Source organism: Microbacterium sp. 69-7 (assembly GCF_001897985.1).
Taxonomy (GTDB): domain Bacteria; phylum Actinomycetota; class Actinomycetes; order Actinomycetales; family Microbacteriaceae; genus Microbacterium; species Microbacterium laevaniformans.
This window is the reverse complement of record NZ_MKRU01000075.1, coordinates 28,748-49,618: the sequence shown is the minus strand read 5'-3', so window position 1 is coordinate 49,618 and position 20,871 is coordinate 28,748. Positions and strand designations below refer to the sequence as shown.

General features: G+C 70.3%; 22 protein-coding genes and 1 tRNA gene. 7 read left to right on the top strand and 16 right to left on the bottom strand.

The window, feature by feature from the left end:
• From BGN98_RS07110 to BGN98_RS07090, 5 genes are all read right to left on the bottom strand, one after another.
• Positions 1–1,296, bottom strand: a complete 1,296-nt coding sequence (locus BGN98_RS07110) for a M20/M25/M40 family metallo-hydrolase (RefSeq protein ID WP_288120465.1) — start codon at positions 1,294–1,296, stop codon at positions 1–3.
• A gap of 98 nt (positions 1,297–1,394) precedes the next feature.
• Positions 1,395–1,479 (bottom strand) — tRNA-Leu (locus BGN98_RS07105).
• Positions 1,480–1,552: 73 nt separating this feature from the next.
• On the bottom strand, positions 1,553–2,641 hold the full coding sequence (locus BGN98_RS07100; protein ID WP_288120463.1) for a VIT1/CCC1 transporter family protein: 1,089 nt from the start codon (positions 2,639–2,641) through the stop codon (positions 1,553–1,555).
• A gap of 11 nt (positions 2,642–2,652) precedes the next feature.
• Positions 2,653–3,183 (bottom strand): SRPBCC family protein, encoded by a 531-nt coding sequence (locus BGN98_RS07095; RefSeq protein ID WP_036289305.1) that lies wholly within the window; start codon positions 3,181–3,183, stop codon positions 2,653–2,655.
• A gap of 31 nt (positions 3,184–3,214) precedes the next feature.
• Complete coding sequence (locus BGN98_RS07090; protein WP_121190292.1) at positions 3,215–5,053, bottom strand: DEAD/DEAH box helicase; 1,839 nt, start codon at positions 5,051–5,053, stop codon at positions 3,215–3,217.
• A gap of 95 nt (positions 5,054–5,148) precedes the next feature.
• Between BGN98_RS07090 and BGN98_RS07085 the strand changes: the two genes are divergently transcribed.
• On the top strand, positions 5,149–6,021 hold the full coding sequence (locus BGN98_RS07085; RefSeq protein WP_005049338.1) for an SGNH/GDSL hydrolase family protein: 873 nt from the start codon (positions 5,149–5,151) through the stop codon (positions 6,019–6,021).
• On the opposite strand, the gene BGN98_RS07080 is transcribed toward BGN98_RS07085, so the two are convergent.
• Complete coding sequence (locus BGN98_RS07080) at positions 6,018–6,824, bottom strand: TrmH family RNA methyltransferase (protein WP_288120460.1); 807 nt, start codon at positions 6,822–6,824, stop codon at positions 6,018–6,020. The genes BGN98_RS07085 and BGN98_RS07080 overlap by 4 nt on opposite strands.
• 107 nt (positions 6,825–6,931) lie before the next feature.
• Here BGN98_RS07080 and BGN98_RS07075 point away from each other — a divergent pair, with 107 nt between their 5' ends.
• Both BGN98_RS07075 and BGN98_RS07070 read left to right on the top strand, forming a co-directional pair.
• Positions 6,932–7,807 carry a Sir2 family NAD-dependent protein deacetylase gene (locus tag BGN98_RS07075; RefSeq protein ID WP_288120458.1) on the top strand — a complete coding sequence of 292 codons (876 nt, stop codon included), beginning with the start codon at positions 6,932–6,934 and terminating at the stop codon, positions 7,805–7,807.
• A gap of 30 nt (positions 7,808–7,837) precedes the next feature.
• Positions 7,838–8,446, top strand: a complete 609-nt coding sequence (locus tag BGN98_RS07070) for a histidine phosphatase family protein (RefSeq protein ID WP_288120456.1) — start codon at positions 7,838–7,840, stop codon at positions 8,444–8,446.
• 33 nt (positions 8,447–8,479) lie between these two features.
• On the opposite strand, the gene BGN98_RS07065 is transcribed toward BGN98_RS07070, so the two are convergent.
• The gene (locus BGN98_RS07065) at positions 8,480–9,292 is read right to left on the bottom strand and encodes an HpcH/HpaI aldolase/citrate lyase family protein (RefSeq protein WP_288120454.1); all 813 of its coding nucleotides are present in this window, start codon (positions 9,290–9,292) and stop codon (positions 8,480–8,482) included.
• Positions 9,293–9,301: 9 nt separating this feature from the next.
• Positions 9,302–10,498, bottom strand: coding sequence for an acyl-CoA dehydrogenase family protein (locus BGN98_RS07060; protein ID WP_288120452.1), 1,197 nt, complete (start codon positions 10,496–10,498; stop codon positions 9,302–9,304).
• Between the two features lie 117 nt (positions 10,499–10,615).
• Between BGN98_RS07060 and BGN98_RS07055 the strand changes: the two genes are divergently transcribed.
• A complete protein-coding gene (locus BGN98_RS07055) occupies positions 10,616–11,239 on the top strand; it encodes a TetR/AcrR family transcriptional regulator (RefSeq protein ID WP_016465301.1) in 624 nt (207 codons plus the stop codon).
• Positions 11,240–11,254: 15 nt separating this feature from the next.
• Here BGN98_RS07055 and BGN98_RS07050 read toward each other — a convergent pair whose 3' ends face one another.
• From BGN98_RS07050 to BGN98_RS07040, 3 genes are read right to left on the bottom strand one after another with little or no spacing between them, the layout of a single operon-like run.
• Complete coding sequence (locus BGN98_RS07050; protein WP_016465302.1) at positions 11,255–12,649, bottom strand: dihydrolipoamide acetyltransferase family protein; 1,395 nt, start codon at positions 12,647–12,649, stop codon at positions 11,255–11,257.
• Positions 12,646–13,665 carry an alpha-ketoacid dehydrogenase subunit beta gene (locus tag BGN98_RS07045; protein WP_016465303.1) on the bottom strand — a complete coding sequence of 340 codons (1,020 nt, stop codon included), beginning with the start codon at positions 13,663–13,665 and terminating at the stop codon, positions 12,646–12,648. Before BGN98_RS07045 ends, BGN98_RS07050 begins: the two co-directional genes overlap by 4 nt.
• Entirely contained in the window at positions 13,662–14,783 is a 1,122-nt protein-coding gene (locus BGN98_RS07040) for a thiamine pyrophosphate-dependent dehydrogenase E1 component subunit alpha (protein WP_288120512.1), read from the bottom strand. The genes BGN98_RS07045 and BGN98_RS07040 overlap by 4 nt, the downstream gene beginning before the upstream one ends.
• A 177-nt stretch (positions 14,784–14,960) precedes the next feature.
• On the opposite strand from BGN98_RS07040, the gene BGN98_RS07035 reads away from it, so the two are divergent.
• Positions 14,961–15,440 carry an Lrp/AsnC family transcriptional regulator gene (locus BGN98_RS07035; RefSeq protein ID WP_036283806.1) on the top strand — a complete coding sequence of 160 codons (480 nt, stop codon included), beginning with the start codon at positions 14,961–14,963 and terminating at the stop codon, positions 15,438–15,440.
• On the opposite strand, the gene BGN98_RS07030 is transcribed toward BGN98_RS07035, so the two are convergent.
• Positions 15,370–16,377 (bottom strand): DMT family transporter, encoded by a 1,008-nt coding sequence (locus BGN98_RS07030; RefSeq protein ID WP_016465306.1) that lies wholly within the window; start codon positions 16,375–16,377, stop codon positions 15,370–15,372. The two genes, BGN98_RS07035 and BGN98_RS07030, sit on opposite strands and share 71 nt — an antisense overlap.
• 130 nt (positions 16,378–16,507) lie before the next feature.
• Here BGN98_RS07030 and BGN98_RS07025 point away from each other — a divergent pair, with 130 nt between their 5' ends.
• Entirely contained in the window at positions 16,508–17,068 is a 561-nt protein-coding gene (locus BGN98_RS07025) for a CGNR zinc finger domain-containing protein (RefSeq protein ID WP_036289274.1), read from the top strand.
• Here BGN98_RS07025 and BGN98_RS07020 read toward each other — a convergent pair.
• Complete coding sequence (locus BGN98_RS07020) at positions 17,028–17,927, bottom strand: alpha/beta fold hydrolase (RefSeq protein WP_288120448.1); 900 nt, start codon at positions 17,925–17,927, stop codon at positions 17,028–17,030. The two genes, BGN98_RS07025 and BGN98_RS07020, sit on opposite strands and share 41 nt — an antisense overlap.
• A gap of 89 nt (positions 17,928–18,016) precedes the next feature.
• Here BGN98_RS07020 and BGN98_RS07015 point away from each other — a divergent pair, with 89 nt between their 5' ends.
• Positions 18,017–18,775 (top strand): exonuclease domain-containing protein, encoded by a 759-nt coding sequence (locus BGN98_RS07015; protein WP_414851133.1) that lies wholly within the window; start codon positions 18,017–18,019, stop codon positions 18,773–18,775.
• A gap of 81 nt (positions 18,776–18,856) precedes the next feature.
• Here BGN98_RS07015 and BGN98_RS07010 read toward each other — a convergent pair whose 3' ends face one another.
• From BGN98_RS07010 to glgA, 3 genes are all read right to left on the bottom strand, one after another.
• Positions 18,857–19,114: a type B 50S ribosomal protein L31 gene (locus BGN98_RS07010; RefSeq protein WP_036289266.1), complete on the bottom strand. Its 258-nt coding sequence runs from the start codon at positions 19,112–19,114 to the stop codon at positions 18,857–18,859.
• A gap of 122 nt (positions 19,115–19,236) precedes the next feature.
• On the bottom strand, positions 19,237–20,028 hold the full coding sequence (locus BGN98_RS07005; protein WP_061681523.1) for an ABC transporter ATP-binding protein: 792 nt from the start codon (positions 20,026–20,028) through the stop codon (positions 19,237–19,239).
• Between the two features lie 61 nt (positions 20,029–20,089).
• The coding region (glgA, locus tag BGN98_RS07000) for a glycogen synthase (protein ID WP_288120445.1) at positions 20,090–20,871 on the bottom strand (782 nt) is incomplete at its 5' end.

Sequence of the window (20,871 nt, the reverse complement as noted above, 5' to 3'; positions counted from 1 at the left end):
TCAGTACGTGCGGATCAGATCGGTGAGCACGCGCTGCCCGAAGACCAACGCGTCGATGGGGACGCGTTCGTCCACACCGTGGAACATACCGGTGAAATCGAGATCCGTGGGAAGCCGCAGCGGCGCGAACCCGTATCCGGCGATGCCGAGCTCGGCGAGGGCCTTGTTGTCGGTGCCGCCGCCCATCAGGTAGGGCAGCACCGGAACCCCCGGATCGTGCCGCTCGAGCGCCCCGACCATCGCCTCCACGAGCTCTCCATGAAAGGGCACCTCGAGCCCGATGTCGCGATGCGAGATCTCGACCTCGATGTCGTCGCCCACGATGCGCTGGATCTCCGCGAGCACCCGCTCCTCCTGCCCCGGGAGCGTGCGCACGTCGATCGTCGCGACCGCGGCATCCGGGATGACGTTGTGCTTGTACCCCGCGACGAGACCCGTGGGGTTGGTCGTCGTGCGGAAGGTGGAACGCAGGAAACCGGATGCCGCGCCGGTCGCGTCTGCCACGGCATCCGGATCGGCGGGGTCGACGCCGCACAGGGCCGCGAGACCGTCGACGGTCTGGCGCGTGGTGGCGGTGAGCTCGAGCGGCCAGACCGACCGGCCGAGGGCGGCGACGGCCTCGGCCAGCCGCGTCACGGCGTTGTCCGGGTGGAAGCGGCTGCCGTGGCCGGCGGTGCCGCGAGCGCGCAGCCGAAGCCACACGAGGGCCTTCTCCCCCACCTGCAGCAGATAGGCGCGCTGCTCGCCCACCGGGATCGAGTAGCCGCCGACCTCGCTGATGGCCTCCGTGGCGCCGTCGAACCAGTGCGGCCGATCCCGCACGACCAGCTGCGAGCCCTCCACCCCGCCGTTCTCCTCGTCGGCGAAGAACGTGAGGATCAGATCGCGCTCCGACTGCTCCCCCGCTCTCAGGAGCTCGGCGACAGAGGTGAGGATCATCGCGTCCATGTCCTTCATGTCGACGGCACCGCGCCCCCACAGCATTCCGTCCCTGATCACGCCGCCGAACGGGTCGACGCTCCAGTCGTCAGCGACGGCGGGGACCACGTCGAGGTGGCCGTGCAGGACGAGGGCGGGCTTGTCGCGATTGCGTCCCGGCACCCGCACGCTGAGGTTGGTGCGGCGCGGGATGGGCTCGTAGTACTCGGGACGCAGGCCGAGCGCCTCCAGGTAGGCGCCCACGTACTCGGCGGCCTCTCGCTCCCCGTGCGCGCGCCCCTCGCCGAAGTTGGTGGTGTCGAAACGGATCAGGTCACGCGCGACGCGGGCGACCTCGGGGAGTTCGGAGGAGGGCATGCCTCCACGCTAGCGCTCCCGATGCCACGATCCGAGAGCGGAGGACACGTCTCTGGAGACAAAAGAAAAAGGCCCCTGACGGGACCTTTCTCCTTCTGTGCGCGAGGGGGGACTTGAACCCCCACGCCCTATACGGGCACTAGCACCTCAAGCTAGCGCGTCTACCTATTCCGCCACCCGCGCAGGTGGTTTTCGGTTTCGCAACCGAAGATCGACAGTACCAGATTCCGAGCCAGACGCGGAATCGGGGCCGGGCTCATCCCGCCGAGACACCGAAGAGCAGACCGAGCACGTACGTCACCGCCGCCGCCCCGAAACCGATCGCCAGCTGCCGCAGCCCTCGCCGCAGCGGCGGCGCACCCGACAGCAGGCCCACCATCGCTCCCGTGCCCAGCAGCGCCGTCCCGACGAGCACGAGGGCCAGGACGACGGCGGGGAGCCCGCTGAGCCCGAAGATCCAGGGCAGCACCGGGATGATCGCGCCGGACGCGAAGAAGAGGAAGCTCGACCCGGCGGCGCCCAGAGCACTGCCGACCACTTCGTGATCGGCTCCGGCGGCGCGGTGCAAGCGGTACGGCTCACTGCGGTCGGCGGCCTGCGCGGCCTCGACGATCTGGCGCGCACGCTTCTCGGCGTCGCGTTCACCGACACCCCGCGCACGGTAGACCAGAGCGAGCTCGTTGGCATCGAGGTCGAGGTCCGGCAGCACATGGTCGGCGTAGTCACTCGGCTCCGTGGCATCCAGCAGTTCCCGCTGTGAGCGCACCGACACGTACTCCCCCGCCCCCATGGACAGGGCGCCGGCGAGAAGGCCGGCGACGCCGCTGAACAGCACGAACTGCGCCCCCACGCCGGTGGCGCCGATGCCCATCACGAGAGCGAGGTTGGAGACGAGGCCGTCGTTGGCGCCGAACACCGCGGCGCGGAACGTGCCAGACAATCGCCGCCGCCCGCGCGCGGCCAGACCTCGCACGACCTCACGATGGATCTTCTCGTCAGCGACCATGCGTGCCGTCGCGAACGGCTCGCTCTCGTACGGCGAGCGCCCTTCCGCGTTCTGGGCCAGAGCGAGCACGAAGATGGAGCCGAACCGCCGAGCCATCCATCCCAGCAGGAGGGAGCCGAGGCCCGGAGAGGGCAGGCGCGACGGTTCGCCGCCGAGCAGTTCGAGCCAGTGCGCCTCGTGGCGCCCCTCGGCGTCGGCCAGGGCCAGCAGGATCTCGCGCTCCTCGCCTTCCCGGCGCTGCGCGAGGTCGCGGTACACCTGCGCTTCCGCGCGTTCGTCGGCGAGGTAGCGCGCCCAACGGCGGCGGTCACGAGGCGTGGGAACGGGCTGCGCGGTCACGGGAGTTCACGCTAGCCGCGCGTGGTGCCGGGTGACTCCCGATCGCCGGGATTGCCAGCATTTCGGACGTCCGAACCCCGCGCGATCTCGGCCAGGAGTCCGCGCTCGCCGCGGCGCATCACGATCGCGTGCGCGGCAGCGAACGCGGGCCGCAGAACGGGGCTCGCCACCCGCATCCACCGGCGGACGAGGGCCACCTCCCACACCCACGTGAGCCCCGTCCGCGCACCGGCGGCGCCGCCTTCGGGCGTGAGCCGGAGACTCCCCCGACCGGCCAGGTCGCCCGTGCTCGCGGCCGCCAACAGTCGGGGCGGCGTAGCGGCGGTGATCGTGAGCGCGACCCGCAGACGATACCCCCACGGGCTGCGCACCTGCAGCCGCACGACGTCGCCGGGCGTGGGCGGGTGGGGCTGGGGCTCGACGCGGACGGCCGGCCACCACGCGACGACGCCCGTCGTCAGACTCCGCTCGCACAGGCGCCAGCACTCCTCGGCGGACACCGGCACGAGCCAGTGCGAAGTGAAGGCGTACTCCCGCGACATGCGCGCGAGTGTAGCCGTCGCCGAGGCTCGATCAGGAGCGCACGCGCGAGCGCAGCACCTCGATCCGCGCTTGCAGTTGTGCCACCGTCGCTCGCGCGACCTCGGGTCCCCCGCAGATCCGACGGAGTTCCGCGTGGACGGCTCCGTGCGGCTCTCCGCTCTGGCGCGCGTAGAGACCGACGAGGCTGTTGAGCAGCTGACGCTGTTCGCGCAGCGTGCGGTGCAGCGCCGGCGGCAGTGTCGACTCGGCATCCGGTGCCTCGGTGACCGCCGCACCCTCCTTCGCCTCGCGGGCGCGGCGGTGCCGGCTCTGGCGGGACTGGCGCTGCATGAGCAGTTCGTGGACGTGCTCGGGCTCGAGCAGTCCCGGAAGGCCCAGGAACTCCTCCTCCTCGGGCGTTCCCGGCACCGCCAGCTGACCGAACTCCTTGCCGTCGTAGAGCACACGGTCGAAGTGGGCGACCGAACCGAGCGCCTGATAGGAGAACTCCTGCTCGAGGTCGTCGGAGGCCTTGTCCTCTCGTTCCGCCTCGGCGAGCAAGGTGTCTTCGAGCCCGTCGTCGTCGCCGCCCTCGCGGTCGAGGGCGTGGTCGCGCTCACGCTCCATCTCCCCCGCCAGCGTGAGCAGCACCGGCACGTTGGGAAGGAAGACGGATGCCGACTCGCCCCGACGCCGCGCCCGCACGAAGCGGCCGATCGCCTGCGCGAAGAACAGCGGCGTCGACGCGCTCGTGGCATAGACACCGACCGCGAGGCGGGGGACGTCGACGCCTTCGGACACCATGCGCACGGCGACCATCCAACGGGTCGTCGCATTTCCGAACGTCTCGATGCGGCCGGAGGCGGCCTTGTCGTCGGACAGGACGACCGTCGGCGCTTCGCCCGTGATCTCGCGGAGAATCGCCGCGTAGGCGCGTGCCGCCGTCTGATCCGTCGCGATGACCAGGCCCCCGGCATCCGGGACGTCCTGACGCACCTCGGTGAGACGGCGGTCGGCGCTGCGGAGCACGGCGGGGATCCAGTCGCCCTCCGGATCGAGCGCCGTGCGCCAGGCTTGGGCGGTGACGTCCTTCGTGTTGTCCTGCCCGAGATGCGCTTCGAGTTCGTCGCCGGCTTTCGTGCGCCAGCGCATCTTGCCGGCGTAGACGAGGAAGAGCACCGGGCGCACGACCCCGTCGGCGAGCGCGCGCCCGTAGCCGTAGTTGTAATCGGTGCGCGAAAGGCGGATGCCCTTCTCGTTCGGGTGGTACTCGACGAACGGGATCGGCGCGGTGTCACTGCGAAACGGCGTTCCCGACAGCAGCAGCCGGCGCGTCGCGCGCCCGTACGCCTCGCGGAGCGCATCGCCCCAACTGAGCGCATCGCCACCGTGGTGCACCTCGTCCAGGATCACCAGCGTGCGCGCATCCATCGTCAGCCGCTGATGCACCGAGGCTTTCACCGCGACCTGCGCATAGGTGACGGCTACGCCGTGGAAGTGACGAGCCGGCGCGCTCTGACGGTTGGTGAAGCGCGGGTCGAGGCGGATGCCGACACGTGCCGCCGCGTCGGCCCACTGTGTCTTGAGATGCTCGGTCGGCGCGACGACGACGAGGCGGTCCACGATGCCGCGGCGCAGCAGCTCACTGGCCAGACGCAGCGCGAAGGTCGTCTTGCCGGCGCCAGGGGTCGCCGCGGCGAGGAAGTCGCGCGGACCGGACCCCACACCGTCCGGCCCGTCGGCCGAGAAGTAGGCCTCGAGCGCTTCGGCCTGCCACGCGCGGAGGTTCTGCGCCGTTCCCCACGGGGCGCGCTGGGGGAAGGCGGGCGAGAGGTGCTCGGCGGCGAAGTTGCCGAAGTGCTCCTGTCCTCGCTCGTCCGTCCCGTCCACGACTGACCACCCTAAACGACGCCTCCCCCACGGCGGCTCTCGGTGGGAAGGCCGCTCCCCGGTAGCCTCGAAGAAGACCACGAGTCAGGAGAGCCATGCGCAGGAACGAAGCAACCCCCGACGAGCACCGTTCGCCTTACATTCCCAACGAGAGTGCGCACCCCTGGCGTCGCATGGTGTCGATCGGCGACTCCTTCACCGAGGGCATCGGCGATCCCATCCCCGGCACCGCCGACGGTCACCGTGGATGGGCCGACCGCGTCGCCGAGGTGCTCGCCGCCCAGGTCGACGACTTCGCCTACGCCAACCTCGCGGTCCGCGGAAAGCTGATCACGCAGATCATGGCCGACCAGGTGGAGCCCGCCCTCGCCCTGAACCCCGACCTCATCACGTTCTCCGCCGGCGGGAACGACGTGCTGCGTCCCAACGGCGATCCCGACGCCGTGGCGCAGCAGTTCGAGGACGCCGTCGCGCGCCTGAGCTCCCAGGGGGCGACGCTTCTCGTCTTCACCGGCGTCGACACCGAGTTCACGCCGGTGTTCCGCGGCATCCGCGGGCGCGTCGCCATCTACAACGAGAACATCCGGGCGATCGCCGACCGTTACGACTGCATCGTCGCCGACCAGTGGGCGTTGAAGGAGGTGCAGGACATGCGATTCTTCGACGACGATCGCCTGCACTACAACGCGCTCGGCCATCACGAGATCGCCCGCATGGTGCTGCGCGCGCTCAACGTGCCGAACGAGCTGCAGCCCATGCAGCCCGATCCGCTGCCGCGGCTGACGTGGCGCGAGGCCCGCACCAATGACCTCGTCTGGGCGCGCACGCACTTCGTTCCCTGGGTGCTGCGACGCCTTCGTCACCAGTCCTCCGGCGACAACATCACCGCAAAGCGCCCCGAGCCGCTGCCGGTCACCGTCGAGGCTCCGGCCCGCGACCGCACCGCGGCCCCGGGTCGGCAGGCTTAGCGCAGGGCCCAGAGCGCCACGGCCGCGGCCGCCGCGACGTTGAGGGAGTCGACGCCGCCCGTCATCGGGATCGTGACGACCGTGTCGGCCGCGGCCAGCGCGCGCCGCGAGAGCCCGTCGCCTTCGGCGCCCATGAGCAGCGCGACCTGCGGCGGACGAGCGGCGGCAAACGCGTCGAGGGCGACCGCATCGTCGGCGAGCGCCAGGGCGGCCAGGTGCAGCCCGGCATCGTGCAGCAGGTCGCAGCCCGCGCTCCAGCCGCCGTCCGCCTCGTCGGGCAGGCGTGTCCACGGCACCTGGAACACCGTCCCCATGCTGACGCGGACGCTCCGACGGTAGAGGGGGTCGGCGCAGCGCTGCGTGACCAGCACGGCGTCGGCGCCGAGCCCGGCGGCCGCGCGGAACGCCGCCCCGACGTTGGTGTGGTCGACGATGTCCTCCAGGACGAGAACCAGGCGCGCACCGGCGACGACCTCCTCGACGGGCGGCAGCGCCGGCCGGTGCATCGCCGCGAGTGCTCCGCGGTGCACGGCGTAGCCGGTGAGCCGCTCGGCCACGTCGTCGTCGACCAGGTAGACGGGGGCGTCACCGGCGAGGTGCGCCGTATCGTCGAGCCACTTCTGCTGCACCAGCAGGGATCGTGGCCGGTGGCCCGCGGCGACGGCTCGGGCGATCACCTTCGACGACTCGGCGATGTACAGACCGCCCGCGGGCTCCAGCACACGCCGCAGGGTGACGTCGGTCAGGTCGCGGTAGTCCGCGAGACGGTCGTCGGCAGGATCGTCGATGCGCACCACAGGCATCCGTCCATGCTGGCACGCCCCGGACGCCGCGGCGACGGACCAGCGTGTAACCTCCGCGAAAAGCGGGACGCGTAGTCTCGAAGAGGGAGTGTGGGAGGGAGGACGCCATGTCGACGCTGCTGGATCACTCGCACGAGGCCGTACCGCACCTCGATCCGGAGACCGCGGATGCCGTCGAGCGCGCTGTGGATGCCCTCTCGGGTCGGCGCATCGCGGTGCTCACCGGCGCGGGTGTGTCGACGGACTCCGGCATTCCCGACTACCGCGGCAAGGGCGCTCCCACACGCACCCCGATGACGGCGCAGCAGTTCCTCTCCAGTGCGTCCTCTCGCCGACGGTACTGGGTCGGCAGCCACCTGGGATGGCGCGCTTTCGCCGCCGCTCAGCCGAACGACGGCCATCTCGCCCTCGCCGAGCTGGAGAGCCGCGGTATCGCGAGCGGGGTCATCACCCAGAACGTGGACGGCCTGCACGTGCGCGCGGGCAGCCGCCGTGTCGTCGAACTGCACGGCACGATGCGCCGCGTGCTCTGCACGCACTGCGGGCAGGTGTTCGATCGCCGCGACCTGGCGGCGCGCGTCGAGGCGGACAACCCCTGGATCACGGTGCCGGATGCCGTCGAGCTCGGCCCCGACGGCGACGTCCTCCCCTCCTCCAGCGACGGCTTCGTCGTGCCGGAGTGCAGCGTGTGCCACGGGATGCTCAAGCCCGACGTCGTCTTCTTCGGCGAGTACATCCCCGTCGCCAAGTTCACCGAGGCCGAGCAGCTGGTACAGACCAGCGAGGCCCTCGTCATCGCCGGCTCGTCTCTCGTCGTCAACTCCGGCATCCGACTGCTCGAGCGCGCCCGACGTCGCAAGCTCCCGGTCGTGATCGTCAACCGCGGCCAGACACGCGGCGATGCGCGGGCGACGGTCAAGATCGACGCGGGCACGACCGAGGTGCTGCGCGCGTTCGCCCGCGCGCTGCCGGCGGCGCGCTGAACCCACGCCGACCTCGCCTAGGCTCGAAGCGTGACGACCCTCATCCTCGTGCGCCACGGCGAGACCGACTGGAACGCGACGAGACGCATCCAGGGCTCCACCGACATCCCCCTCAACGACACCGGCCGCGCTCAAGCGCAGGAGGTCGCCGAACGACTGCACCAAGAACTGGCGGACGCCGGCCCCGTGGTCGTCTCGTCGAGTGATCTGTCGCGCGCCGTCGAGACCGCTCGGATCATCGCCGCCACTCTGGCAGTGCCGGCGCCGCGAACCTACCGGCAGCTGCGCGAACGTTCGTACGGCATCGCCGAGGGCGCGAGCGTCGAGGAGTTCCGCGACCGGTGGGGATCGTGGGCCGAGGCAGAGGTGCCGGAGGCGGAGACCTGGCCGCAGGTGCGCCGCCGCGCGCTGGCGGGGCTCCAACGCGCCGTCCGCGACGCGCGGCGCGATACCGCACCGCATGCGCCCACGGTGATCGTCGTCTCGCACGGCGCCCTCATCCGCGAAGTCATCCGGCATGCGTCCTCCGGCGCGTTCCCGCTCGACGGTGAGCGTCTGGCCAACGCGTCCACGCATCGCTTCCTCCTGGAGCGCGATCGCCTCAGTGTGCAGTCGTACGCCGCGATCCCGATGACCTGACCCGCGCGCGATCCCTCCGTGGATGCCGCGGCATCACATTCCGCGGGCGAGGAGGGTGCGGGCGTGACGCAGCACCGGTTCGTCGATCATCCGACCACGGAACGCGAAGGCGCCACGCTCGCCGACGGCGGCGTCCAGCACGTCGCGGGCCCAGGTGAGCGTATCGGGGTCGGGCCGGTAGGCGGCCCGGATCGTCGGGACCTGCGCCGGATGAATGCACGCGGTGGCCCGAAAGCCGCTCGCGGCGGCATCCCGCGCCTCCTTCGCCAGCCCCTTCTCGTCGGCGATGTCGAGGTGCACCGCGTCGATCGCCGCGATACCCGCCGTCCCCGCCGCCAGCAGAAGACGCGAACGGGCGGCACGTGCGACATCGCGGTAGCGCCCCTTCGGCGTGCGACTGGATGTCCCTCCGAGCGAAGCGACGAGGTCCTCCGCGCCCCACATGAGGGCGACGACGTTGTCCTGAGCGGCGATCTTCTCGGCCGCGACGATGCCGCGAGCGGTCTCGCACAGCGCGATGACGTCGAACCGCGGGTCGATGCGGGAGATCGCCGTCGCCGATTCCGCCTTGGCGACCATCACGCGGCGGTAATCGGTCTGCGAGAGCGAGGCGAGGTCGGAGACGATCTCGGCGGACCCGAGGGCATTCACTCGGACGATGACGCGCTCGGGGTCGAGCTGTGAGTCGATCAGCGCGACCCTCGCCGCCACCTTGTCGGCGGGTGCGACAGCGTCTTCGAGGTCGAGGATGACGCCATCGGCGCGATCGAGGGCCTTCTCGAAGCGTTCCGGACGATCAGCCGGGCAGAACAGCAGGGCGGGTCCGAGCGTGAAATCGGCGGTCATGCGTTCACGCTACCGGGCCTCTCGTGCACCGACGCCGAGGCTGGTCAGTCCGAGGGCACGAGCGATCAGGAGGAGCTGCACCTCGGTGGTCCCCTCGCCGATCTCGAGGATCTTCGCATCGCGGTAGTGGCGCGCGACGAGGTACTCGTTCATGAAGCCGTTGCCACCGAAGATCTGCGTCGCATCCCTCGCATTGTCCATCGCCGCCTCCCCCGCCGTGAGCTTGGCCAGCACGGCAGCGGTCGCGAAGGGTCGTCCGGCATCACGCAGGCGCGCGGCGTGCAGCCACGCCAGGCGCGACAGATGCACGCGCTGCTGCATCCGTGCCAGCAGGAACTGGATCGACTGGCGCGAACCCAGCGGTTCGGCGAACACGATGCGACTGCCGGCGTAGTCCAGCGCCGCCTCCAGACAGCCCTCCGCCGCACCGGTGGCGAGGGCCGCGATGGCGATGCGGCCCTCGTCGAGGATGCTGAGGAAGTTGGCGAAGCCGCGGCCGCGCTCGCCGAGCAGGTTCTCGGCCGGGACGCGGGCGCCCGAGAAGCTCAGCGGATGGGTGTCGGACGCGTGCCACCCCACTTTGTCGTACGCCGGGCCCACCGTGAAACCGGGGGTTCCGGAGGGCACGATGATCGTGGAGATCTCTTTGCGCGCGCCGCTGTGGCCGGTCACCGCCGTGACGGTGACGAAGCGCGTGATGGCCGTGCCGGAGTTCGTGATGAACTGCTTGGCTCCATCGATGACCCACTCGCCGCCTTCGAGACGAGCGGTGGTGCGGGTCGCGCCGGCATCCGATCCCGCTTCGGGTTCGGTGAGACCGAAGCCGGCGAGCGCGCGCCCCGCGAGCAGGTCGGGAAGAAGTGCCTCCCGCTGCGCGTCGCTGCCGAAACGGTACACGGGCATGGCGCCGAGGCTGACGCCGGCCTCGAGCGTGATCGCGATCGACTGGTCGACGCGGGCCAGGGCCTCGATCGCGAGCCCGAGCGCGGTGTAGTCGCCGCCCTGCCCGCCGACGTCTTCGGGGAAAGGGAGTCCGAACAGCCCCATCTCCCCCATCTCGGCGACGATGTCCAGCGGCAGGGTCTTGGTGCGGTCGGCTTCATAGGCCTGCGGTGCGACTCGCTCGTCGGCGAAGGCACCGACCATCCCCGCCAACTCCCGCTCTTCGTCGCTCAATCCGTAGTCGTGGGGGTCGAGGATCGCCATGCCATCTCCTTCGATGTCGCGGTCGCGTAACGGCTCACGCGCGCGCGTGGCGCACGGGCGAGCGTGTGGGTTAGTGTTCATTAACCCACCGGTTCAGGTTATCGAGGATTAACTGGAATGACAACGCACTCCCGGGCATCGCGCACCACTCGCGAGCGCGCCAAGGCGGAGCGTGCGGACGCACTCGTCGAGGCGGCAGCACGCCTGTTCGCCCAGCACGGGTTCGACGGCGTGAGCCTCGAAGAGCTCGGCTCGGCCGTCGGCGTCAGCGGGCCCGCCGTCTACCGACACTTCGACAGCAAGCGCGCACTCCTCGGCGCCATCCTCCTGCGAGCCAGCGCCGATCTGCTCACCGGCGGTCGCCGCGTGACGGCGGCAGGGTACGACGCCCAGCGCTGCCTCCGTGAGCTCGTCGATTTCCACGTCGACTTCGCAGTGCGAGGCGCCGATGTCATCCGCGTGCAGGACCGTGACCTCACCCGATTGAGCGATGAGGATCGCGGCACCGTCCGCCGCCTGCAGCGCGAGTACATGGAGTTGTGGGTCGACGCGCTCCGCGCCGTGCACCCGGACCGCGGCGACACCGACCTGCGCGTGCGGGCCCACGCGGGGTTCGGGCTGATCAACTCCACGCCCTACGTCGTGCGCACACGTCGGGAGGTGGCGGTGGATGCCGAGACGGACGCACTCCTGCGTCAGATCCTCTCCGAGATGGCTTACGCAGCACTCGCCAGCCCCTGAACCGCGCGACACCGCTCACCCGAACAGCAGCGCACGCCCAGGCTCGCGCAGGATGTCACCGACCGCCGTCAGGAAACGCGACGCCTGCTGACCGTCCACCAGCCGGTGGTCGAATGACAGGCTCAGCGTCATCACGTCACGCAGCACGATGTCGCCCTCGTGCTCCCAGGGCCGACGGCGCACTGACCCCAGACCGAGAATGCCGGCCTCGCCGGGGTTGAGGATGGGCGTGCCTGCGTCGATCCCGAAGACGCCGAAGTTGGTGATGGAGAACGTCCCGCCGCTGAGGGCGGACGGGCTCGTGCGTCCCGAACGCGCGGTCTCCGCCAGACGACCGATCTCGTCGGCGAGCTCGATCAGACTGAGGCTGTCGGCGTCGGCGACGTGCGGGACGACGAGGCCACGCTCCGTCGCGGCGGCGATGCCGAGGTTGACGTAGTGGTACTGGACGATCTCCGCGGCATCCTCGTCCCATGCCGCGTTCAGAGTCGGCTCGGCGCGCAGCGCGAGACACACGGCCTTCGCCACCACCGCCATGATGCCGACGCGGTGACCGTCCAGTCGCCGGTCGGTGCGCAGGCTCGCGACGAACCGCGTCGCCTCCGTGACATCGACCTCCAGGAACGTCGTGACATGCGGGGCGGTGAAGGCGCTGCGCACCATCGCCGCGGCCGTGTGCTTGCGGACGCCGCGGATCGGCAGGCGCGTCTCCCGGTCTCCGGCCGCCCGTCCGGCCCCCGCGGGCGGCACCCGCTGCGCATCAGCCGGCGACGCGCCCGGTGCGCTCAGGGTGCGACCGGCGAGGAACTGGTCGATGTCGTCGCGTCGGATGATCCCGGTGACCCCGGATGCCTCGATGAGCGCCAGGTCGACGCCGCGCTCACGTGCATAGGCGCGCACCGGCGGAGTCGAGCGCGGACGCTCATCACGCACGTCGTCCCTCAGCGGCGTCACCACGTCATGCGGGGCGTCGTGCATGACCTGTGCGGCGGCCGTCTGGGTGACCTGGAGCTCGTCGGGGCGCGCGCCCGCGCGGGCGCGGCGCTGCGGGCGTCCCGTGCCGCGTGGCGCAGCGCCGTATCCGACGAGGTTCGGCAGCGGGGGCTCGGGCTCCGCTCGCCCGGCGCCCGCGGGCCCCGGCTCGGGCGCGGCACCGGGTGTCGACGCGGGAGCCTCGACCTCGAACGCGATCAGAGGAGAGCCCACCTCCACGACGTCGCCGGCGGCGGCGTGGAGCGCGCTCACGGTGCCGGCGAAGGGCGAGGGCAGCTCGACGATCGCCTTGGCGGTCTCGACTTCGGCGATGGGCTGATTCAGACGCACGTCATCGCCCTGGGCGACGAGCCACTGCACGATCTCCGCTTCGGGCAGCCCCTCGCCGAGGTCGGGAAGGAGGAACTCCGCGATCATCGCTCCGCCCCTGCCGTCGGCGTGAGGCTGTTCGGCCGGTCGAGAACGCGATCGACGGCGTCGAGGATCCGGTCGAGATCGGGCAGGTGGTGCTTCTCGAGCTTGGCCGGCGGATACGGGATGTCGTGTCCCGTGACGCGCAGCGGAGGCGCTTCGAGATAGTGGAAGCACTGCTCGGTGATACTGGCGATGACCTCGGCGCCCACGCCGGCCTCGCCACCGGCCTCATGTGTGACCACCACGCGACCCGTCTTGCGGACGGATGCCGCGATGGTGCGGTAGTCGACGGGTGAGAGCGAGCGCAGGTCGATGACCTCGATGGAGATGCCGTCGTCTTCGGCGGCGATCGCGGCATCCAGCGCCGTCGCCACCTGCGCGCCGTAGGCGAGCAGTGTGACGTGGGAACCTTCTCGCTCGACGCGCGCGAGACCCATCGGAGCCGCATCGGCCACGTTGCCGTCGAGATCGACCTCGCCCTTGGTGTGGTAAAGCCGTTTGGGCTCGAAGAAGACCACGGGGTCATCGCTGGCGATCGCCTGCTGCAGCATGGTGTAGGCATCCTGCGGGTTCGACACGGCCGCCACGCGCAGCCCCGCCGTGTGCACGAAGTACGCCTCGGGCGACTCCGAGTGGTGCTCGACGGCGCCGACGCCTCCCGCCCAGGGGATGCGGATGGTCAGCGGCATGCGAACGCGCCCGCGCGTGCGGTAGTGCAGCTTGGCCACCTGACAGACGATCTGGTCGAAGGCCGGGTACACGAACCCGTCGAACTGGATCTCCACGACGGGGCGGAACCCGCGCATCGCGAGTCCGACCGCCGTGCCGACGATGCCGGACTCTGCGAGCGGGGTGTCGATGACGCGCGTGGGGCCGAACTCATCGAGGAGGCCGTCGGTGATGCGGAACACGCCGCCGAGGCGGCCGATGTCCTCGCCCATGACGATCACGCGCTCATCGGCCGCCATGGCCCGGTGCAGGCCCACCGTCAGCGCCGCGCCCATCGTCAGCGACGTCATCGCGCACTCCCCGCGTCGGCGGCGAACGAGTCCAGATACGCCGCAAAACGCGCGCGCTGATGCTCGACGCCGGTGTGCGGTTCGCAGTACACGTCATCGAAAACCTCGATCGCCGGCCGGGTGCGCGCCGTGAGCACCGCCTCACGCATCTGCGCGGCGAGCCCGTCGGCCTCCCTCCCGATTGCGGCGATCGTCTCATCGTCGAGGTCACCGGCGGCGCGCAGGAACGCCTCCAGGCGCGTCAGCGGGGCGCGCGCCCGCCACGCCTCGAGTTCTTCGCGGTCCCGGTAGCGCGTGGGGTCGTCCGAGGTGGTGTGGGGACCCATGCGATACGTCACGGCCTCGAGGAACACGGGACCTCCACCGCGACGGGCGTGCTCCAGCGCCCAGCGCATCGCCGCTGTGCACGCCAGCACATCGTTGCCATCCACCCGCATGCTGGGGATGCCGAAGCCGGGGGCGCGACCCGCGATCGGGAAGCGCGACTGCACCGCGACCGGCTCGGAGATCGCCCACTGGTTGTTCGAGCAGACGAAGACGACGGGGGCCGTGAACGACGACGCGAACACCATCGCCTCGTTGACATCGCCCTGGCTTGACGCTCCGTCGCCGAAGTAGGTCACCGCCACCTGATCGCCACCATCGCGCTGGATACCCATCGCGTATCCGGCGGCATGGAGGGTCTGGGCGCCGATGATGATCTGCGGTGATGCCAGGCGGAGCTCGAAGGGGTCGTACGTGGAGTGCACCTCGCCGCGCCAGGCGAGAACGAGGTCGGCGGGCACTCCGCCGCGAAGGATCGCGATGCTCAGCTCGCGGTAGCTCGGAAAGAGGAAGTCGTCGGCGCGGCAGGCGCGCGCCGTCCCGACGGCGATCGCCTCCTGCCCCTGAGCAGGCGCCCACAGTCCGAGGTGACCCTGGCGCTGGAGCGCCACACCCTCGGCATCCATCCGGCGCGCGATCGCCATGTCGCGGTACAGACCGCGCACCGCGGCGCCGTCCAGGTCCTCGACCCAGGGGTCCAGCCGCGCGTCCGCGATGCGGCACCCGTCGGGGGTCAGCAGTCGCGCCGTGTCGTCGAGCGCGGTCATCGCTTCGTCTGTCGTCACGGTGTACATCGTCGTCATCCCTCTCTGGCTCAGCCGCTGTCTTGTGGACCGCGGCGGCCGCCCGGGCCGGCCTCGTCGCCGGTTGCGTGGAAGATTACGTCGAACTGGCACCTAGCTCAAGCATCTTTGCTCGCGCTGATCATGTTGCCCATGCGGCACCGGCTGCTGCTGGTACAGTTGGGCAGTATGGGATCTCTTGACCGCGTCGACCTCGACTTGTTGAACGCGCTCGCCGACGATCACCGCGCCACGGTCGTGGCGCTCGCCGAACGGCTCGGGCTGTCCCGCAACACCGTCCAGGCGCGGCTGGCGCGCCTGGAGCGCGGCGGCGTCTTCCAGTCGTTCGAACGGGCCATCCCCCCGCTCGCACTGGGCCTGCCGATCGAAGCGATGGTGAGCGTCACCGTGCGCCAGGCGGAGTTGCCCCGCATCACGCAGGCGATCGCGACGCTCCCCGAGGTGGTGCAGGCCTACGGCATGAGCGGGCAGGTCGACCTGCTGGTGCGCGTCGCTGCGCGCGACACCCAGCACCTGTTCGACGTCGACGCGCGGATCCTCGCGATCGACGGGGTCGAACGCACCGAAACGTCGTTGGTCATGGGCGAAGTGATCGGATATCGGATCCGCCCACTCCTGGAGTCGGCACGGGAGGACGCGATCCGCTGACCTCGCCGGGCGAGAACTCGGGCGTCGGCGGCAGCACGGCATCCGCCGCAAGCGGGGCGAGAGGTGCGGCGCCGGCATCCATTCGCACGAGCACGACCCCCGCCAACAGCACCGCACCGCCGATGATCTGGACCGGCGATGGGGCCTCGCCGAGGAGGAGCCAGGCGAAGCCGAGCGCGAAGAGCACTTCGCTGAGGCCGATGAACGACGCCAATCGAGCGCCTACGCGAGGCACGGCCATGACCCCGAAGGCATAGCCGAGGGTCGTTCCGACGGCTCCGACCCACCCGAGGGCGAGGATGCCGGGAACATCGATCCCTCGGAACGTGAGCGTGACGGCCGGCGCGGACAGGGGCATCGCACCGACGACCGCCAGCAGGAGCATGAGACCGGCCCCGACCATCAGCCCGCCGGCGGCCAGCGCGAGCGGAGGCAGGTCGTCGCCGGTGCGCTCGCTCATCACGAAATAGACACAGACGCAGAGTGCCGCGCCCAGGGCCAGCAGCGTGCCCAGCAGGTCGAATCGGGCGCCGGTGACGTCGACGACGAGCACGAGTCCCACGATCGCGACGACAGATCCGATGATCACGAGTCGCGACGGGGCGCGTCGCGTACGGATCCAGACGAATCCGACGAGCATCACCGGCGCGAGGTACTGGATGAGAAGCGCGACGGCGACGGGCATGCGCTGCATCGCGGAGAAGAACAGCAGCTGACACCCCAGCACCGGGATGAGCCCGAACGCGACGAGCGAGAGGGCGTGCCGGCGGAGGAATCCGCGCTCACGCCGCGCCGCACGCACGAGAGCGGGCGACAGGATCAGCGCGGCGAGTCCCATGCGCACGACCAGCGCCGCCGAGAGCGACCACCCGGCCTCGAGCAGCGGCTTGACCAGCGGTCCGCTCGAAGAGAAGGCGAGGGCCGAGACGACGGCCATGACGATCCCCGTCGTGCGGGCGGATGAAGCGGTGCGAGACACCGGCGGTCCTCGGGTTCGAGTGCGGGCTGTCATGACTGAACAGCGAATACACTGGTGACACTATCGCCCGGCGAGGTCAGGAGTCAACGTGGTCTTCATCCATGACACCGAAATGTCTCTGCGTGCCGCCGCAGCCCTGGTCAACACCCTGCCGGACACCGACACATCCGGCGTCGACCGCCTCCAGACGCAGGCGGATCTGGCAGCCTACCTCGCCGAGTTCTCCTACACCGGAGCCTTCCGCCGAGATGCCGCCGAGCTCACCGCCGTCCGCGCGAACCGCTCGCGCCTTCGGGCGCTGTGGGACGTCGATCGCGACCGCGCCGTGCCGCTCGTCAACGCGATGCTGCGCGATGGTCGGGCACTGCCCCAACTCGTCATCCACGATCAGTTCGATTGGCACATCCATGCCACGGCGCCCGACGCCCCCCTGGCGATGCGGATGCTCGTGGAATCGGCGATGGCGTTCGTCGACGTCATCCGCTCCGATGCGTGGGATCGCGTCCGCGTCTGCGCGGCGGACGACTGCGAGTCGGTCTATGTCGACTTCTCGAAGAACGGTTCGAAGCGCTACTGCGACACCGGAAACTGCGGCAACCGCATGAACGTCAACGCGTACCGTCGCCGGAAGGCGCGAGAAAAAGCCTGACCGCCTCTGCGGCCGCCTGCGGAGTCTCGTAGTGGATGAGGTGGCCGACCGCGGGGATCTCGACCAGCTCGGCGTCGGGGAACATCCCTTGCAGCCGCCGCTCGGCCTCGATCGGCGTGATGTCGTCCTTTTCCGCGGCGATCAGCAGCGTCGGCTGCGCGATCGCCGGTGCGAAGCGGCGGACGTCGTTCGAGACGGAGGTGACGAAACCCTCGTACAGCACGTCACGATCGTGGAAGAGGGAGAAGTAGGTGTCGTGCTGGTCGTGGATGAAGCGGCGCAGCAGCGGGTCACGGGTCTTGGCCATCGAGACGCTCATCACGCGGACGATCATGCGGTTTCGCAGGAGCGCCTCACCGATCCGCTTCGGCAGCTTCGCGCCGAGGCGGTAGTAGAGCACCGCCAGTCGCGTGAGGACGCCGCGCGGCCCCTCCAGTGCCGGGGCACCGATCGGGTTGACGAGGATCACGCGCGGGGTCTGCAGTCCTGCGGCGACCGCCGCGGCGACGACGATCGACCCGAAGGAGTGCCCCAGCACGACGGCTCCCGGCGCCACGGCATCCACGAAGACGCGCAGCCACTGCGCGTAGGCGTCGAGTGTGTGCTCCACTCCCGGAAGCGGTGGCGTCTCACCGAACCCGGGGAGGTCGGGCGAGATGACGCGGATGCCGTCGAGGTAGCCCACGACCGGCTCCAGTCCGTGGTGGTCACCGCGGTATCCGTGCACGGCGACGAGCGTGATCGGCGCCGCGGGATCTCCGTACACCCAGTACGCCGTCCGCGTCCCGGAGATCTCGATCTCGTCGCGCCCCACGGCGATGGCGGCCAGGCGGTCGGCGTAGGGCGAGGCGACGGTCATCCCTGAAGTCTAGAAGGCTGCCCCCTCGCCGGCGGTCGTGCCCGCGCGCCTGCGCCGCGATGTCGGCGCCCACACATAACCTCGGGGGCATGCAGACGTGGCAGACGATTCCCCTGTGGGAGGAGGATCCGGCCGCCGCGATCGCTCCCACCCGGCCTGCCCGCCTCGGCTGGGCGGATGCCGTGGGCGTCTTCGATCTGGAGACGACCGGCGTCGACGTGACCTCCGACCGTATCGTCACGGCCCATGTCGGTCTCCTCGACGCCAGCGGCACGGCCGTTCGGGCGCGGTCATGGCTCGCCGATCCGGGTATCGACATCCCCGAGGGCGCCACCGCCGTCCACGGCATCACGACGGCACACGCCCGCGCGCACGGCTCCGCCGCGCCCTCCGTGATCGCGGAGGTCGTCTCTGCACTGCGCGATCTGCTGGACGCCGGCATCCCGGTGGTGGCCTACAACGCCCCGTTCGACTTCTCGCTGCTCAAATACGAGGCGCTCCGACACGGCATCCCGCCGATCCTGGAGCCGTCGCCGGTCATCGATCCCCTCGTGTTGGACAAAGCACACGACCGCTTCCGCCGCGGCAAGCGCACCCTCGAAGCCGTCGCGGCGCATTACGCCGTGCCGCTCGTCGGCGCGCACGACGCGGCCGTCGACGCGATCGCGGCGGGCCGGGTCGCACAGGCGCTGGCACGACGGTTCGAGCTCGATACACCCGTCCACGAGCTGCACACCCGTCAGATCGGGTGGGCACGCGCGCAGGCCGACAGCCTCACCGATTACTTCATCCGCATCGGCCGGCTCGACCCCGACGACCGCCTCGACGGCAGCTGGCCGATCCGCTGATCGACCGCTCGCGTCGTGGTGGGCGTTCGACGCCCACCACGACGAAAGCCCCGCCGGAGCGGGGCTTTCGCGGGATTCGGATTACTTGCTCGAACCGCCGAAGTTCTTGAAGCGCTGGTTGAACTTCTCGACGCGACCGGCCGAGTCCATGATGCGCTGCTTGCCCGTGTAGAACGGGTGCGAGGCCGAGGAGATTTCGACGTCGATGACCGGGTAGGTCTCACCGTCGAGCTCGATCGTCTTGTCGCTCGTGACCGTCGAACGGGTCAGGAAGGTCTCGCCGGAGCCGAGGTCGCGGAACACGACCGCCTGGTACTCGGGGTGGATGTCAGTCTTCATGGGGTTCCTAACGTGGTGCCCTGGATTTTGCCAGGGCGAGGGAAGTCTGTGATGCGGGCGCGGGCGCGCATGCACCAAGGGTCGATCATACCAGCCTGAGGCCGCTCGGAAGAATCCGGATCTCAGTCGCCGTGCGTAGCCCGCGCGGCGTAGCGCCCGCCCTCCTCGGTCAGGGCGATCGGCATGCCGAAGGTGGCCGAGAGGTTCTCCGCGGTGAGCGTCTCCTGGAGCGGTCCCGCGGCCACGACAGCGCCGTCGCGAAGGAGCAGGACGTGGGTGAATCCGACGGGGATCTCCTCGACGTGATGGGTCACCATCACCATAGCCGGCGTCGTCGGCGCCTGCGCGTAGCCGCTGAGCAGCTCGAGAAGCTCTTCGCGCGCGCCGAGGTCGAGGCTCGCCGTCGGCTCATCGAGCAGCAACAGCTCCGGATCGGTCATCACGGCGCGGGCGATCTGCACCCGCTTCTGCTCGCCGTCGGACAGAGTCCCGAAGGTGCGCTCGGCGAGGTGGTCTAGCTTCCACTCGGCCATCACGCGGCGTGCGCGACGCTCGTCGATCGTCTCGTAGGTCTCGTTCCAGCGCCCGAGCACGGAGAACGCAGCGGTCAGGACGACGTCGAGCACCGCCTCCTCCGGCGGAACCCGGCGGGCCATCGCCGACGACGCGAACCCGATGCGCGGCCGCAGATCGAACACGTCGGTGCGTCCGAGACGCTCGTCCAGGATCGTGACCTCACCCGATGTCGGGTGGATCAGCGTCGCCGCGAGCTGCAGGATGGTGGTCTTGCCGGCACCGTTGGGTCCGAGGACCACCCAGCGCTCATCGTCGGCGACGTGCCAGTCGATGCGATCGATGATGTTGCGAGCATTGCGGCGGACGACGACATCGACGAATTCGAGCACCTGAGGCATGCCCCCAGCCTATCGGGGGCATCCCGGCGGTACGCGCCGGACGCGCACGCAGTCCGCGCACTCAGTCCGCGCGCTCGGCGACCTCGCGATAGAGCGCCTCCGTGGCGTCCGCGATCGCCTGCCAGCTGAAGGCCGTGGCGGCGCGCTCGCGGCCGGCTTCACCGTACGCGCGCGCACGCTCGGGATCGGACACCACGTCGGTGAGCACGGCCGCAAGATCAGCCACGAAGCGGTCGGGATCGACGGGCGTTCCCGTGCCGTCCTGTACCTGTTCGATCGGCACGAGGCGCCCGGTGACGCCGTCGACGACGACCTCGGGGATGCCGCCGGTCGCGGTGCCCACCACGGCGGCGCCGCACGCCATGGCCTCGAGGTTCACGATGCCGAGCGGCTCGTACACGCTCGGGCACACGAACGTGGTGGCCGACGTCAGGATCGCGCAGAGCTGGTCGCGCTGCAGGAACTCGTCGATCCACACGACGCCGTCCCGGCACGCCTGGAGGTCACGCACGAGACCTTCGACCTCGGCCATGATCTGCGGCGTGTCGGGGGCGCCGGCACAGAGGACGATCTGCACCTCGGCAGGAAGCTCGGCGGCGGCTCGGAGGAAGTAGGGAAGACCCTTCTGCCGCGTGATGCGGCCGACGAACACGACGGATGGGCGGTTCGGGTCGATGCCGTACCGCTCGAGAAGCGCGTGATCCTCTCGCGGATGCCACGCCTCGACGTCGATGCCGTTGTAGATCACACGCACCTTCGCGGGATCGAGGGAGGGATAGCTGCGCAGGATGTCGCGGCGCATCCCGTCGCTGACCGCGATCACAGCCGCGGCGTTCTCGTATG